The 16,236-nt window shown below is 41.1% G+C and carries 16 protein-coding genes; 11 read left to right on the top strand and 5 right to left on the bottom strand.

All coding sequences use genetic code 11. The annotated features are described in order from the left end of the window. The 3 genes from I6F41_RS08545 to I6F41_RS08535 all read right to left on the bottom strand — a co-directional run bounded on the left by I6F41_RS08545 (position 1) and on the right by I6F41_RS08535 (position 2,703). Entirely contained in the window at positions 1-696 is a 696-nt protein-coding gene (locus I6F41_RS08545) for a pirin family protein (protein ID WP_011328429.1), read from the bottom strand. 100 nt (positions 697-796) lie between these two features. Beyond that, a complete protein-coding gene (locus I6F41_RS08540) occupies positions 797-1,684 on the bottom strand; it encodes a LysR family transcriptional regulator (RefSeq protein ID WP_197108155.1) in 888 nt (295 codons plus the stop codon). A gap of 164 nt (positions 1,685-1,848) precedes the next feature. Further along, positions 1,849-2,703, bottom strand: coding sequence for a pirin family protein (locus tag I6F41_RS08535; RefSeq protein ID WP_011328431.1), 855 nt, complete (start codon positions 2,701-2,703; stop codon positions 1,849-1,851). A gap of 1,046 nt (positions 2,704-3,749) precedes the next feature. Between I6F41_RS08535 and I6F41_RS08530 the strand changes: the two genes are divergently transcribed. From I6F41_RS08530 to I6F41_RS08480, 11 genes are all read left to right on the top strand, one after another. After that, positions 3,750-4,658 carry an urease accessory protein UreD gene (locus tag I6F41_RS08530; protein WP_182683405.1) on the top strand — a complete coding sequence of 303 codons (909 nt, stop codon included), beginning with the start codon at positions 3,750-3,752 and terminating at the stop codon, positions 4,656-4,658. Between the two features lie 263 nt (positions 4,659-4,921). After that, positions 4,922-5,224, top strand: a complete 303-nt coding sequence (gene ureA, locus I6F41_RS08525; protein WP_011328433.1) for an urease subunit gamma — start codon at positions 4,922-4,924, stop codon at positions 5,222-5,224. An 11-nt stretch (positions 5,225-5,235) separates the two neighbouring features. Further along, complete coding sequence (locus I6F41_RS08520) at positions 5,236-5,568, top strand: urease subunit beta (RefSeq protein ID WP_011328434.1); 333 nt, start codon at positions 5,236-5,238, stop codon at positions 5,566-5,568. Then, the gene (gene ureC / locus I6F41_RS08515) at positions 5,568-7,271 is read left to right on the top strand and encodes an urease subunit alpha (RefSeq protein WP_011328435.1); all 1,704 of its coding nucleotides are present in this window, start codon (positions 5,568-5,570) and stop codon (positions 7,269-7,271) included. Before I6F41_RS08520 ends, ureC begins: the two co-directional genes overlap by 1 nt. A gap of 20 nt (positions 7,272-7,291) precedes the next feature. Beyond that, positions 7,292-7,804 carry an urease accessory protein UreE gene (ureE, locus tag I6F41_RS08510; protein ID WP_197108154.1) on the top strand — a complete coding sequence of 171 codons (513 nt, stop codon included), beginning with the start codon at positions 7,292-7,294 and terminating at the stop codon, positions 7,802-7,804. Then, positions 7,794-8,501, top strand: a complete 708-nt coding sequence (locus tag I6F41_RS08505) for an urease accessory protein UreF (RefSeq protein WP_197108153.1) — start codon at positions 7,794-7,796, stop codon at positions 8,499-8,501. The genes ureE and I6F41_RS08505 overlap by 11 nt, the downstream gene beginning before the upstream one ends. Before the next feature lie 30 nt (positions 8,502-8,531). Beyond that, on the top strand, positions 8,532-9,170 hold the full coding sequence (ureG, locus tag I6F41_RS08500) for an urease accessory protein UreG (protein WP_089368417.1): 639 nt from the start codon (positions 8,532-8,534) through the stop codon (positions 9,168-9,170). A gap of 59 nt (positions 9,171-9,229) precedes the next feature. Beyond that, complete coding sequence (locus tag I6F41_RS08495; RefSeq protein ID WP_089368418.1) at positions 9,230-9,814, top strand: HupE/UreJ family protein; 585 nt, start codon at positions 9,230-9,232, stop codon at positions 9,812-9,814. Positions 9,815-10,002: 188 nt separating this feature from the next. Then, a complete protein-coding gene (locus I6F41_RS08490) occupies positions 10,003-11,268 on the top strand; it encodes a RidA family protein (RefSeq protein ID WP_197108152.1) in 1,266 nt (421 codons plus the stop codon). Between the two features lie 410 nt (positions 11,269-11,678). Then, positions 11,679-13,166, top strand: coding sequence for a bifunctional 2-methylcitrate dehydratase/aconitate hydratase (locus tag I6F41_RS08485; protein WP_197108151.1), 1,488 nt, complete (start codon positions 11,679-11,681; stop codon positions 13,164-13,166). 106 nt (positions 13,167-13,272) lie between these two features. Then, entirely contained in the window at positions 13,273-13,476 is a 204-nt protein-coding gene (locus tag I6F41_RS08480) for a hypothetical protein (protein ID WP_011328442.1), read from the top strand. A 59-nt stretch (positions 13,477-13,535) separates the two neighbouring features. On the opposite strand, the gene I6F41_RS08475 is transcribed toward I6F41_RS08480, so the two are convergent. Continuing rightward, on the bottom strand, positions 13,536-14,510 hold the full coding sequence (locus I6F41_RS08475; protein ID WP_197108149.1) for an aldose epimerase family protein: 975 nt from the start codon (positions 14,508-14,510) through the stop codon (positions 13,536-13,538). 135 nt (positions 14,511-14,645) lie between these two features. Continuing rightward, positions 14,646-16,208 carry a sodium/sugar symporter gene (locus I6F41_RS08470; RefSeq protein WP_011328444.1) on the bottom strand — a complete coding sequence of 521 codons (1,563 nt, stop codon included), beginning with the start codon at positions 16,206-16,208 and terminating at the stop codon, positions 14,646-14,648. Positions 16,209-16,236 lie beyond the last annotated feature (28 nt).

Raw genomic sequence — 16,236 nt, 5'->3', positions numbered from 1 at the left:
CTAGAAATCCGCCGGTAATTCAAACCATAAAGCTTCAAGTTCAGCTGTTGCTTCAAGGTTTAACTCTGTCGCAGGGTCAACCGCAAAGGCATCACCTGCAGCAAATTCTTTACCATCAACCATTACGCTACCTTTTACAATGTGCAGGTAACCAATTTGCTTACCCGAGGCCAGCATAAACGTTTGTTGCGCGTTTAAAACTAAGCGTGACAAGCTTGCATCTTGATTAATTGACAATGCATTTTCGCCGCCCTCTGGTGTAAGTAATGGCGTTAGTGGACCATTTTGCGCAATACTTTTTTGCTCATAACTTGGTTTAATTCCCATTTTATTGGGCTGTATCCAAATTTGTAAAAACTTAACTTGGTCAGTGTTAGATGCATTATATTCTGAATGCATTACGCCACTGCCCGCACTCATACGTTGTACGTCGCCTGCCGGTACAGTGTGCTTATTGCCTTCACTGTCTTCATGCTTTAATGCGCCTTGCATAACATACGAAATAATTTCCATATCGCGGTGCCCGTGCGTCCCAAAACCTTTACCTGGCATAACCATGTCGTCGTTTATTACGCGCAGTGCTGAAACACCCATATGTTTTGGATCGTAGTAACTGCCAAAAGAAAAACTATGTTTGCTTTGCAACCAACCAAGATCGACAGAGCCGCGCTCTTGTGACTTTCTTATATATTTCATTATAAATTCCTTCATCTATTTCAATGAAGCCAGTTTACTACTGTGTTTATACGATTAAAATTAGCTGTTTTAGTATCAATCATTCTATTTAAAAGAATGTTTATTGTAATTCTTCACATTGGTATCTTAGTTCAGCTAAAAAAGCTTTGGCTGCTGGACCTAAGCTGTCGCCATCTTTAAAGATTAAATGCAACTGCATAGAGCGCTTGCTGTTATGTTGCAAAGGGAGTGTTTTGAGTTGGCCCTGTACTAGTTCATTTTTAATAGAAGTTAAAGGTAGCCAAGCAAAACCTAAACCACTGCAGATCATATCAATAGAAGTGCGTAAATGACTCACCGTCCAGCGCTGGTTAGCACCTAACCAGCCTGCATCACTTTTACGATGCATACCTGAGTCGCGCACTACAATTTGACGATGACTTTTTAAATCCTCTGCGGTTAAATCTCTCCCCAAAGAATGTAATGTGTGATCTGGATTAGCAACTGCAATAAAGTCTATTTGGCAAAGTTGCTCACTAAAACCTTCTGTTAATGCAACCGGTGAAATAGCGATATCTACATCAGCATTCTCAATCAGTTCGCTTGCCCCACTCAGTACCGATTCCACCAACTCAATTTGCAGCATTGGGTATTGGGCAGAAACAGTATCAAGCACTTTATACAGCCTTGCTTGTGGAAACATTTCATCAACTGCAATTTTTAGGCTCCCTTCTGTGCCTTGACCAAGAGTATGACCCACTATTTCCAGCTTAGCGGCTTCATCAAGCAAAAAGTTGGCGCGCTTAAGCATTAGCTCACCTGCTTGAGTCAAAACAGTTTTTCGCCCTTCAATTTCAAATAACTTAACATCGAGCGAGCTTTCTATTTTACCCACCGCATTATGAATACTTGACTGGCTTTTATGAATTCCTTGTGAGGCTTGATTAAAGCCACCAAATTGCACCACAGAGCGAAACATTCGCCATTGCTCTAGTGTGACTCTAAGCATGATTACCTCTTATTGCTTTATATTTTATTTTTGTTGTTAATTCTGCAGGCTATCTTCAGACAAGTTAAACTTGAGCAAAACCACACCTAGTTATGATGTATAAATAGATGTGGCTTTTATTCGGATCTCAGGTAATTAGCTATTAAAGCTCAATAGCTTTGGCATTATTTAAGTGGAATAAACTCTTTATCATCACCTGGAATAGTTGGAAAGCGCCCATTTTCCCAATCGTCTTTCGCCTGCTCAATGCGCTCTTTGCTAAATGACACAAAGTTCCAATACAAAAATGGTACTTTTTCAAATTTATCGCCGCCTAACATAATAAAGCGACCGTCACTTGCCAGTGTAATTTCGCTATCGCCTGGCTCTAATAAAATAAACTCATTAGTACCAAACGTTTCACCGTTAACAGTTACTTCGCCACAAATGGTAAATATTGCAGTTTCTTGTTCTGGGTGTGGGCGCTTTATAACACTTCCTTTGCTGGCAACAACATCAATATAAAACATGGGTGAATAGGTTTTAACCGGCGAACTTAAACCATAAGCTTCACCCACCACTAATCGCATCATTACTCCTTCGTGGGTAATGTGCGGTAATTGGTTCTTTTTCACATGATTAAATGACGGTTCAATTTCTGCCATAGCTTCTGGCAATGCAACCCAACACTGTAAACCACTAATTGAATGTGGATTTGCTCGTACTTCAAAGCTTTCACGCTCTGAATGGGTAATACCTTTGCCGGAGGTCATCCAGTTAACATCACCGGGGCGAATTTCTAAATTATTACCCAGCGAATCACGATGTAAAATACTACCATCAAATAGGTAAGTTAGTGTTGATAAACCAATATGTGGATGCGGTCTAACATTTATACCTTGGCCCGCAGGGAAATTATTTGGCCCCATTTGGTCAAAGAAAACAAATGGACCTACCATGCGTTTTTCTTGATGAGGTAAAACGCGTTTTACATTTAATCCACCAATATCATGCTCTTTAGCTTTAAGCACTTTAGCCATAATAAACATCCTCTTAAGTTGCTTTATAAAAATAAACGTATGTTATTTGTAATTTATATACATTCAACTATCTACGATTCATATTGTAATTTAATGATAGCCAACATCCGTTGTTCTTATTTAATTAATGAATAACGCCACTTTAGCCCGCAGCATTCTTTCTTTGAGAATGTTAGCATGTCATTGCAATAATACAAAAGAAACCGGTAATTTACATGGTTGTTTTTTATTCTTATTTTAAATTAAACCGTTCTTATTTTTAGGTTAAAACGTGCATACCTGTGAAAATGTTTATACCTGTAAATAGTGCTGCAGTACAAAATACCAAATAGCTTAGCCAGTTTTATCGCAAAGAAAATTCATAGCATACAAGGTATTTAACTTATTAAGTTGTCTATACTTTAAGCTAAAATATAATTTTAGCACTTAAAATAGTACGCTAGCGCAAAAGTATATTTGCATTAATTGCTATTACTGAGCTTGTTTTTTTTACCCTCAATGGCTTAATATTTATACTAATCCAAAGCTTAAAAACAGCTAATACAATATTATACTAATGTTTGAGTAGCCGTTATTTTAATCACACTTAACCTTTGGTACATATTTTGTACCAACAGAAAAACCCCGTATCTAATTAATAAATAACAATAAATAGTTAAATCCATTGAAAAAATGCAATTTTTTTAATTTTTTTCTGGACAATTTATTTTCCTCAGCTAACATCTAGCTAGAACATAGTTATTTCCTCACAACTCTACACGCCCTATGATTTGAGCTTTAACAGACTCTATTTGCGGGAAGTAGATACACACCCTGATATGTATTCGAAGTTTATCTTCATCAGTTTTGCAATTTCAGGCAATTAATTGCCCGCATACTGACATCCGGCGAAGGCTAACAAGCCAACTCCGTCAATTTGACCGAACCCACACATGTGGACGTTCTTAAAGATTTTGCTATCTTAAGGCTATACCCCTGCGCGTCAGAAAAGCCATAAATTTAGCGAAAGGTGCACTGCTGGGCCTATATAAAAGGTATATGTTGGAATGATGACACTTTCCTCCATGCCCGTAACACATCGGGCAGACGCTAAATCTGGGCATAGCTTTGATGCCAATCGCCACTGGGCGGCTTCTTTAACGCTCGGCTTCTGTGCTCAAAACAGCGGCGATACACGTGTTACGCGCATGAATATTGCTCGTCATTATGGTCCATTACGTGTGCAAAGACCTTTTTACCCTGAAGGCAAAGATGGTTGCTGTCACGTGTATTTACTGCATCCGCCCGGTGGGGTTGTGAGTGGCGATGCGCTCAATATCGATATTTCGCTCACTAAAGGTGCGCATAGTTTAATTACCACACCTGCTGCCAATAAGCTTTATAAAGCCGACAGCAACGGGGTTGCATGGAGCCAAACTACTAATTTAAAAGTGGATGACAACGCCATTTTAGAGTGGTTACCGCAAGAAACCCTCGCCTTTGATGGCTCTCGTGGGCTGCAAGTATTTAACATTGAACTGGCTAAAACAGCTAAGTGCCTAGGCTGGGAAATACTAGGCCTTGGTCGCCCTGCCAGTGATTTGCCCTTTGCTACTGGCTGTATTGAGCAGCGCTTTAAGTTAACCCAAGACGGTAAGCCATTGTGGTTAGAGCGTCAAAATTTAGACCCCACTCACCCTAGATTTAACGGTAAATGGGGCCAAGGTGGTGCTACCGTACATGGCACATTTTGGACAGTTGGCTTAAGCGATCCAACAGCAGCTATTGCTGCACTGCGTGAACAACTACCGCCCAGTAATAATTGGGCCGCTACCTACCGCCGTGACGTTTTATTAGTGCGCTATTTAGGGCACGAACGTAACCAAGTATGGAAATTATTTGAACAAGTACGCAACATACTTCGCCCGCTATTAAGCGGACATCAAGCCACCATACCACGGATTTGGTTAACCTAATTTTTAACTGTTTGTCATGGCTAAAAATGACAACAATAATTCTATCGCCTATGCTCTTTAGGTGATTAATTAAACACTATTATTTACCAAGGTGTTAATTATAAGCAGAGCCTAGTTATTGCTTATGATTAGCCTCTTGGCTGAAGAAAACTGTACCGATATTTTAAACATATCGTCTTAGCTTTTGCTTAGGCGAACACACTACCTGTGCCAATTAGTCATAGGTAATTAATATAACAACATCGAGGACTATGGAGTTAGCGATGGAATTAACACCCAGAGATAAAGATAAATTAATGTTATTCACTGCAGGTTTACTTGCAGAGCGACGCAAAGCCAAAGGGCTAAAACTAAATTACCCAGAAGCAATTGCTCTAATCACCTGCGCTATTATGGAAGGTGCGCGCGAAGGACGCACAGTGGCAGAAATGATGGCATTGGGTCGTGAAATGTTGACCCGCGACGATGTAATGGAAGGCATTGCTGAGATGATTCAAGACGTCCAAGTAGAAGCAACGTTTCCTGACGGTACCAAACTGGTCACTGTGCATAACCCTATAGTTTAAGGAAGTTCATTATGATTCCAGGTGAATATCAACTAAAAAGTGGCGATATTGAACTGTGTGTTGGCCGTAAAAGCATCACCATTAATGTTGCTAATAAAGGGGATCGACCTGTACAGGTTGGCTCTCATTACCACTTTGCCGAAAGTAACCCAGCACTGAGTTTTGATCGCGAGCAAGCCTATGGTTATCGCTTAGCTATTGCTGCTGGTTTAGCAATTCGCTTTGAACCAGGACAAACCCGTGAAGTATCTTTGATCCCCTATTCAGGTTTACGTCGTCTTTACGGTTTTCGTGGTGAAGTAATGGGACCTTTAGACAATAAACCTAAACAGGAGAGCGTGTAATGAAAATATCTCGTCAAGCCTATGCTGACATGTATGGCCCAACCACGGGTGATAGAATTCGTTTAGGTGATACCGAATTATGGGTCGAAATAGAACACGACCATACCCATTATGGTGAAGAAGTAAAATTTGGTGGCGGTAAAGTTATTCGTGATGGCATGGGTCAAAGCCAACGCTGTGATGACGCCGTTATGGACACGGTTATCACTAACGCAGTGATTATCGACTGGTGGGGCATTATTAAAGCCGACGTAGGTTTAAAAAATGGCCGCATTGCTGCTATTGGCAAATCTGGCAACCCTGATACACAGCCCGATATAGACATTATTATTGGCCCAGGTACCGAAATCATTGCCGGTGAAGGTCAAATTTTGACCGCCGGTGGCGTTGATACCCACGTGCACTATATTTGCCCACAACAAGTTGACGAAGCGCTCATGAGTGGCCTAACCACCATGATTGGCGGCGGCACTGGCCCAGCAACAGGCTCAGTAGCTACAACACATACACCGGGGCCATGGCATTTAGGCAAAATGATGCAAGCCGTGGACGATTTACCGATTAATATTGGTTTTCTAGGTAAAGGCAGCGCAAGTACTCCCGAAGCACTTGAGCAACAAATTAAAGCCGGCGCTATGAGTTTAAAAATTCATGAAGATTGGGGCGCAGCACCCGCTTCTATTAGCAATGCTTTAGATGTTGCCGATCGCTACGACATTCAAGTTGCCATTCATGCTGATAGCCTCAATGAATCTGGTTTCGTGCAAGATACTTTAGAGGCATTTAAAGATCGTTGTATCCACACCTACCATACTGAAGGTGCCGGTGGTGGCCATGCTCCTGATATTATTGTTGCTTGTGCTATGCCTAATGTGTTGCCGTCGTCAACTAACCCGACTCGCCCATACACTATTAATACCGTGGATGAGCACCTTGATATGTTGATGGGCTGTCATCACCTCGACCCCAACATTCCTGAAGATGTAGCCTTTGCCGACTCACGTATTCGCCGTGAAACAATTGCGGCCGAAGATATTCTTCATGATATGGGCGTTATTTCGATGATGTCCTCTGACTCGCAAGCCATGGGTCGCATTGGCGAAGTAGTGTGTCGTACGTGGCAAACCGCTCATAAAATGCGCGTGCAACGTGGTTTATTACCAGAAGATGAAGCACTGGGCGCCGATAACTTTCGCGCAAAACGTTACATTGCCAAATACACTATTAACCCAGCTATCACTCACGGTATAAGCCATGAAGTAGGCTCAATCGAAGTGGGTAAATTTGCAGATTTAGTACTGTGGAAACCGCCATTTTTTGGGGTTAAACCGTCAATTATATTAAAAGGCGGCATGATTGCAGGTGCGGCAATGGGCGATCCAAACGCAGCTATTTCTACACCACAACCGGTACATTACCGCCGTATGTTTGGTGCACTGGGTAAAGCGGTAAGTGCAACACGTATGACCTTTGTAAGCCAAGCAGCTATGAATACTGGGCTTGAAGAAAAGCTCGGTTTGAAGAGCCAGCTTGTGGCCTGTAAAAATGTGCGACAAGTGCGTAAATGCGATATGAAGCTCAATGATGCTTGCCCGGTATTAACGGTAGATCCGCAAACGTATGAGGTTCACGCTGACGGTGTATTACTTACCTGCGAACCTGCAACTGAATTACCGTTAGCCCAGCGCTACCATTTGTTTTAATCCATTTTTAGGACAATTAGATGTTTGAATTAACAAAAAGAATAGATAGCAACACACAAGATGCTGTGTTTGACACCCTCACCTTGCCATACGAGTTACGTATTCGTGGTCGCCTAAAAGCAGTGACCGACAATGGTCATGATGTTGGTTTATTTCTTGACCGTGGCCCAGTGCTTCGTAATGGCGATTTACTGCGTGCCAGCAGCGGCGAAGTATTTAGTATTAGCGCTGCCGATGAGCCGGTTACCACTGCATACATAGAAAACGGCTTGCCTTTGGCACGTTTATGTTACCACTTAGGTAACCGCCATGTGTCACTTGCAATTGGCGTTGATGCTGATGGTCGCCATTGGATACGTTTTCCGCCAGATCATGTATTAGAAGAGTTAGCGGTACTTTTAGGCGCGCAATTAACGCACCATCAAGCACCGTTTGATCCAGAATCAGGTGCATATGCACACGCTGGCCGTGAGCAATCGCATGCTCACTCCCATGAACATTCACATGCCGATGGTCATACTCATGCACACTAATACTGAGCCAACACAAAGCAGTGATCTGGCATTATTGGGCTTGATGCAATTGATCAGCCCTGCGCTGCCAATTGGTGCTTTTGCTTGGTCTCAGGGGTTAGAAAGCGCGTTTGAACTTGGCTGGGTTACTAATGAGCAACAACTTGGCGAATGGTTAGAAGGTGTGCTTGACGACGGTTTAACGCGCTGCGAATTACCGGTACTTGCTCGGCTACAAAACTGCTGGGCTAAAAGCGACAGCGAAGGTTTAAGCTACTGGAACGAATGGCTACATGCAAATCGTGAAACTGCCGAATTAAGCGATGAAGATACTCGCTTAGGCTTAGCCCTGATGCGTTTGCTCAACAGTTTACAGTTACAGCCACAAATCGAGCAAGGTCATGCAGCATTACCGCAAGACCCAGGTTATGTCACCGTTTTTGCCTGGTTAGCGCAGCAGCGACAAATTCCAGTACGCCAAAGCTTACTCGGGTTTGTTTGGGGCTGGTTAGAAAACCAACTGGCGGTTGCCTGTAAAGCAATGCCGCTTGGGCACACGGCAGCGCAGCGTTTAATTGAGCAATTACGGCCTAAAATGGTTATCGCAATCGACACTGCATTAGCATTAGCCGACGACCAACTTGGGCCAATTATGCCTGGCTTAGCGCTTGGTAGTGCACAGCACGAAACACAATATTCAAGATTATTTCGAAGCTAATACGCTTCTATATACACAAGGAAAACAGCAATGACACATTGTTTACGAATCGGCGTTGGCGGCCCAGTTGGCTCTGGCAAAACAGCTTTATTACGTCAATTATGTAAAGCATTGAAAGATCACTATGATATCGCCGTGGTTACAAACGATATTTATACCCGCGAAGATGCTGACTTTTTACTTAAACACGACGCACTCCCAGCGGACCGTATTTTAGGAGTAGAAACAGGTGGTTGCCCACATACGGCAATTCGTGAAGATGCTTCTATGAACTTAGCTGCGATTGACGACTTACAAGCACGCCACCCCAATTTAGAAATAGTACTGGTTGAATCTGGCGGCGATAACTTATCAGCTACTTTCAGCCCAGAGCTTTCTGATTTAACACTTTATGTGATTGACGTGTCTGCTGGCGACAAAATTCCACGTAAAGGTGGCCCAGGTATCACTAAGTCTGACTTATTAATAATTAATAAAATTGATATCGCAGAATATGTACATGCTTCGTTAGAGGTAATGGAACGTGACTCGAAAAAAATGCGCGGTGAACGCCCTTTCGTTTTTGCTAACCTTTACGATGGTGTTGGCTTAGAAGAAATTATCAGCTTTATTTTAAAGCAAGGCATGTTACCTGAACGCCGACCTGGCAAGCCAAATAGTATTAATTAAGCAACACAATTTTTAATCAAAACACAATTCAATAGTAAAAAATATAAACGGAGAATAGTATGAAAATAATGACCAAATTACTGATGGGATTAGGCCTAATGCTAACAGCTACTGCAGCTTTAGCCCACCCTGGTCATGGCGTTGAAACCCATAACGGTTTTCTTAGTGGCTTGTTACATCCACTGATGGGTATTGACCACTTATTAGCAATGGCAGCAATTGGCTTTTGGAGTATTCGCCAAAGCACAGCAATGAAACGCGGCGCGCCATTATTTGTAGTTGGCGGCATGGTTTTAGGTGCGGCCCTTGCTTGGAGTGGCTTAAGCTTTGCAGGCGTTGAAACCGGTATTGCAATGACCGTATTACTAGCCGGTATTTTAATTGCCACTATGGCTAAATTACCAACCGTATTAGGCGCAAGCTTAGTCGCTTTATTTATGCTTACACATGGTTATGCCCACGGTGCAGAAATGGCTGAAGGCGCAAGTATATTGAGCTACATGGCAGGCTTTGTTGTTGCTACTTTAGCTATCACCTTTATTGGTCGTGGTTTAGGCACACTTATGCTAAAAGCTGATAACCGCGCTACCCGTGCACTTGGCGGTGTTGTTGCTGTAATTGGTGGCGTATTGGCAGTTGGCTAATAGCAACTGAATTTATTATCCCCATTAGGGTAGCTTTACTGTCGCTAACATAGTTGATGCTATGGTTACCCTTACCTTCAAATCAATGACTATCGAGCAGCAGCTAGATAGTCTGCGAGAATAAACCCACTTTTAATGTGGTCAATTTAAACCTCATTATAACTATCTCAGCTAGGAGAAATATCAAGATGAGCGGCACAATCATAAAGCTTTCAAGAAACACCAATAATGCACCAAGCTGCACTGTAGCTACACAAACAGTTGCTTTTTCGCATTACAATAATATTTCAGCACAATTACCGATTGATCCTAAAAGCGGTAACATTGTGGCTGATGATATAAAAACACAGGCAAAACAGTGTTTAACAAATATTAAAGCGGTTATTGAAAGTATTGATCATGTTATGGACGATGTGATTAAAATTAATGTGTTTTTAAAGAACATCACAGATATTGATGCTGTAAACGACGTATACGCCAGTTTCTTCCAAGACTACTTACCAACACGCACAACAGTTGCCGTGGCAGCTTTACCGCTAGAGGGGGCATTAGTACAAATGGATGCGCTTATCTCTAATGGCGAAGGTACTACACCACAAGCGCCTTGCGATTTAATTAAAGTAGCAAAAAATAGCAATAATGCACCTATATTCCCAGTGTCTACGCATACAGTTGCTTTTTCTCATTACAATAATATTTCTGCTCAGTTACCTGTCGATCCTAAATCGGGAGAAATAGTAACCGGTGGTATAAAAAATCAGACTAAACAGTGTTTAAGTAATATTAAAGCTATTTTAGAGAGTATTGACGTACCCTTTGACGACATAGTTAAGGTAAATATATTTGTTAAAAACCCAGCAGATATTGACGCAATAAACGAAGTTTATACAACCTTTTTTCCAGACTCAGCTATTGCCAGAGCTGTAGCTTACGTACCAGCAAGATCAACCATGGTTGTTGCAGCACTACCTATGGATGCTTTAGTACAAATTGATGCAGTTATATCCCATGGAGATGGCACACCACCACAAGCAGTTGAGGACAGACACGGCATTATTATTAGAGCAAGTAACACACAAAATGCACCAATTAATGCCCTATCTACACAAACAGTGGCATTTTCGCACTACAACCATATTTCAGCACAATTACCCATTGATGCAAAAACGGCTAATCTTGTAGCTGATGACGTAACAACACAAGCAACACAGTGCTTAAACAATATTAAAGCCATTGTAGAGAGTATTGATCATGTTATGGACGACCTTGTAAAAGTTAACATTCAAGTTAAAAACATTAGCGATATTGCCGCTATTGATAAAGTGTACGCCAGCTTCTTTAAAGGTGATTTGCCAGCAAGAACTGTGGTAGGCGTATCAGCTATCCCTATGAATGCGCTAGTACAAATTGATGCGGTAGTGTCTAACGCTGAAGGTACGCCACCTAAGTTATAATTGTAAACTTGGGTTTATAAGCAATGGTGATTAATCACCAACTAAATACAAACATGACTTTAAACGTTAAGTTTGCATAAATAAGGGCAGCGCAAAATCCACTCGGATCTCTACGCTGCCCTTTTTAATTTTTGCGTCTCCACTATTATCTTGAATTTAAGTAATTAAATACAGATTGCACAATATTGAATACAAAAGCTGCCCAATATTTCTGTGTACATAATAATTTCACCTAGTCATAAGTGTATTTTAAATATACGACATTATGTTTACCTGCTTCCCTATTAGCTGGTAACGCCTCGTGCTATGGTTAAAACGTAAACTAGTAAAAGGTAAAAGTGTTTAATAAATATGTATTAAATACTCAGTGCACATTCTAATCGTTAACATTAAACGAATAAGGATAAAAAATGAGTAATAATGTAGATATTAATAATCGCCCTGATTACGACCATGTAATACAAGATATAGCTGATTATGTATTAAATTATAAAGTAAGCAGCAAGGAAGCACTCAATACTGCCCGTAACTGTTTAATAGACACTTTAGGGTGTGGGCTATTAGCGCTGCGATTTCCTGAATGCAGCAAACTCCTCGGCCCTATAGTAGCAGGTACTATTGTGCCTAATGGTGCACGTGTACCGGGCACATCTTTGGTACTCGACCCTGTAAAAGCGGCATGGGATATTGGCTGCATTATTCGCTGGCTCGATTATAACGATACTTGGTTGGCCGCCGAATGGGGTCATCCGTCAGATAACTTAGGTGCTATTTTAGCCGTTGCTGATCATCTATCTCAAGTGAGACTGAGCAAGGGTGAACAACCTTTAAAAATGCGCGAAGTGCTAGAGGCCATGATCATGGCGCATGAAATTCAAGGCGTAATAGCGCTAAAAAATTCGTTTAATCGGGTAGGTTTATGCCACGTATTATTAGTACGGGTTGCATCTACTGCGCTTGCCACTAAAATGATGGGCGGCAATAAACAACAAATTATGGCCGCTATATCACAAGCTTGGGTAGATGGCTCAGCGCTGCGTACCTATAGGCATGCACCCAATGCAGGCTCTCGTAAATCATGGGCTGCTGGCGATGCAACTTCCCGAGCTGTTCATTTAGCTGATATATCTATGCGTGGTGAAATGGGCATTCCAAGCGTGTTAACAGCCCCGCAATGGGGGTTTTATGATGTCTCTTTTTCTAAAACCAACAAAGACCAAGCACTTAAACCTGAGGCCGAATGGCAGTTTTTATTCACCCAAGGCTACGGCAGTTATGTTATGGAAAATATTTTATTTAAAATATCGTTTCCTGCTGAGTTTCATGCCCAAACAGCCGCTGAAGCGTCGGTTATTTTACATCCTCAGGTAAAAGATCGGTTAGCCGATATTGATAAAATTGTTGTGCGTACTCATGAGTCGGCCATTCGTATTATTTCAAAAACGGGTTCCCTTGATAACGCAGCCGATCGCGATCATTGTTTACAATACATGATTGCAGTGCCGTTAATATTTGGCAATTTAACCGCTGATCATTACGAAGACGAATTTCATAACGCACACCCGATTATTGATGAGCTGCGCAACAAAATGCACATCGTAGAAGATGCACGCTTTACCAAAGAATATTTAGAGGATGATAAACGCTCTATCGCCAATGCTATTCAGGTTTTCTTTAAAGATGGCAGTAGCACCGAGGACACAGTTATAGAATACCCTGTGGGTCATCGTCGCCGTCGTGAGGAAGGGATACCACTATTGGAGCAAAAATTTAAAGCTAATTTAGCATCCCGCTTTGAAAATCAACAATGCCACACTATTTTCACGCTTTGTAAAAATCAAACAGCGCTTGAGGCCATGCCTGTAAATAGCTTTATGGACTTATTTGTTATTGAGTAAGTACACCGCTGGCTGGTTTATTAAAGCGCGTAAATTTAATTATATGGCCAAGTAGTTAAGGCCATAACTTTAAAAGTCACAACTCGCGCCAATAAGAGGATTTAATATGACTGAGCAAAATGAACACAGTATCGCAAACTTTGCAGCGTTAAAAACCGCCATAGTAAATGCAGAAGAAGAGTCAGTAAAAGCGCTATTAACAAAGCAACCTATGCAAGATCTTGAAAAAAGTTACCTAATCGATTTAGCCAAATTAAACAGTAATCAGGCTATTTTAAAGATACTCGAAGATATTCCCGTTAAAAAATAGCTCATAGCCCTTATACTAAATAGCGAATAAAGCTGTGCTATCTATTAGCACAGCTTTATTTAAATATTTTCAAAGTGATAGCTAATATATTTATTATAAACTTCGCCCGGCTTTAGTATTGAGTTTTCAAAATCTGGAAAGTTTACTGCATCGCTATAATTTTGAGCTTCTAAACACACTCCCTGATCAGGGCTTAATGGTGCGGCTAAAAATGCACCAGTATAAAGCTGTATAGATGCTTGGTCGGTGTACAACGACATTTTAACTTTATTGCGTAATGAGCTTAATACCGCTGCAGCTTTGTTTGCTTGTGGCTGATTTATAACAAAACAATGATCAAACCCTGTTGGCCCTGTTAGTTGTGGGTGCTGAGCTGACTGCAGACGCTGGCCAATAATAACCGGTTGGTCAAAACAAAAGTCACTATTTTTGACACTTAACACTCTACCCGTTGGTAAGCTGTTATTGTCACGCTCTAAATAGCTGGCCGCATTTATTTGTAACGTGAGTGGCAAGCAATTTTGCTCACCTAAATTAAAGTAGCAATGATTAGTAGCGTTAATAGGGGTTGCTTTATTTGTGGTTGCGCTAAAACTCATAGTCAACTTATTATCATGTGATAAATGATAACGTATTTGCATTTCAACCTTGCCAGGAAAACCTTGGTCGCCATCTTCTGAGCTTAAGCTCAAAATCACTTCGTTGGCAGTACTCGATTGCACTTGCCAAAAACGCAGAGAAAAGTTATCCGCACCGCCATGTAAGCAATTTTCACCATCATTTTTATTCAGTAAATATTGCTCACCTTCAAGCTCAAAACTAGCACCACTAATACGATTAGCAACGCGACCACAGGTAGCACCTAAATAATAAGTATCGGTTAAATAACGACTGCTATCGGCATACCCGACTGTCATTTCTGTGGGTGTATCGTTTACCGGAAATAAAATAGATTTAACCCGCGCGCCATAATTTAATATTTCGACCCGCATGCCTTGCTCATTGCTTAATATATAACTGTGTAATTGATTCATTTACTGTTTTCTTGTTATGTCTATTAGAACACAAAAAAATCAAAGCAACCTAAGCTGCTTTGATTCACTATATTTTGCGTTAAACACGTGAGCAGATAGCTATGGCTGTCATACTCACTGAGTAAGCATTCTGCATTACCACCAAGTAGTATACAAAGCGATTAAGATGATAACTACACCCAATGCCGCTATGTTGAAGTTGCTTGAGGTTTTAAAGTTAACATCGTCTAGGCTAACGCTACTGTCTTGGCCTTTATCTGGCTTAGCTAATGATACAATTACACACAATGCTAAACACAGTAAAAATACTAAGCCTACTCTGTCCATAAATGGCAGCGCTACCCAGTAAACTTTTAACAGGATTGAGAATACAGCCGAGCCAATTGCCGCAGCTAACGCACCCGCTGAACTGGCTTTTGACCAAAACATACCCATTACAAAAATCACTACAATACCTGGAGTAAAGAAACCGGTGAATTCTTGAATATATTGAAACGCTTGATCGAACTTACCTAATAATGGCTCTGCCACAACCAAGGCTATAGCTAAAGATATTAATGCAGCTGAGCGGCCTATAAATACATAATGTTTTTGTGATTTACCTGGTTTTAACTTGCTGTAAATATCCATAGTGAAAATAGTTGAAATACTGTTAGTCATAGAGGCAAGTGATGAAACAATTGCCGCCACTAATGCAGCAAAAATAAGACCTTTAATACCTGTTGGCATTAACGCCATCATAGACGGATACGCTTGATCTGGCGTGGTAAGTTGCGGGTATAAAACAACCGCAGCAATACCTGGCAACACTACAATTACTGGCATTAATAATTTTAAATAGGCAGCAAAGGCAATACCTTTTTGTGCTTCTTTAAGGTTTTTAGCGGCAAGTGCGCGCTGAATAATATATTGATTAAATCCCCAGTAGCTAATGTTCATTATCCACAGGCCACCAATTAATACTGATAAACCAGGTAAACTCATATAATGCGGGCTATCTGGGCTTAAAATCATATCAAAGTGGTTAGGTAGCTGCTCAGTTAAAACACCAAAACCTGCTATTATTCCGTCGCCATCTGCCACTGCATCTAGTGCTAAGTAACTTAAAAACAAGCCACCAAATACCAGCAGTACTACTTGTAAAATATCGGTATAAGCAACGGCTTTCAAACCACCATAAAGTGAATAAGCGACTGAAAATAAGGCTAAAAAGATCATTCCGTACATCCAGTCAACACCGGCAACGGTTTCTATTGCTAAACCACCAAGCCATAAAACAGCGGTTAAATTTACAAATACATATACCGCTAGCCAAAACAGCGCTAACACTGTTTTAACTTTACTATCAAAGCGTTGCTCTAAATATTGCGGCATAGTAAATATTTCATTTTTAAGAAATATCGGCAGCATATATTTACCTACAATAATTAAGGTAATTGCTGCCATCCACTCATAAGATGCAATAGCTAAACCAATCGCATAGCCCGAACCAGACATGCCAATAATTTGTTCTGCCGATATATTTGAAGCAATTAATGATGCACCAATTGCCCACCAAGGCAGTGCTTTACTAGCAAGAAAGTAGTCTTCAGTATTTTTACTGGCACCTTTCTCCTCTCGCGAGATCCACAGCGCGAGTACTAATAACCCCACCACATAAGTAAAAAATATGGCAATGTCGAGCGGTTGTAATTTCATAACTTTAACCTTGTTGTCTTATTGATTT

The sequence above is a fragment of the Pseudoalteromonas sp. SCQQ13 genome, assembly GCF_015864415.1.
GTDB lineage: Bacteria > Pseudomonadota > Gammaproteobacteria > Enterobacterales > Alteromonadaceae > Pseudoalteromonas > Pseudoalteromonas nigrifaciens.
The sequence above is the reverse complement of the archived record's forward strand: the minus strand, read 5'-3'. Positions and strand labels throughout refer to the sequence as shown.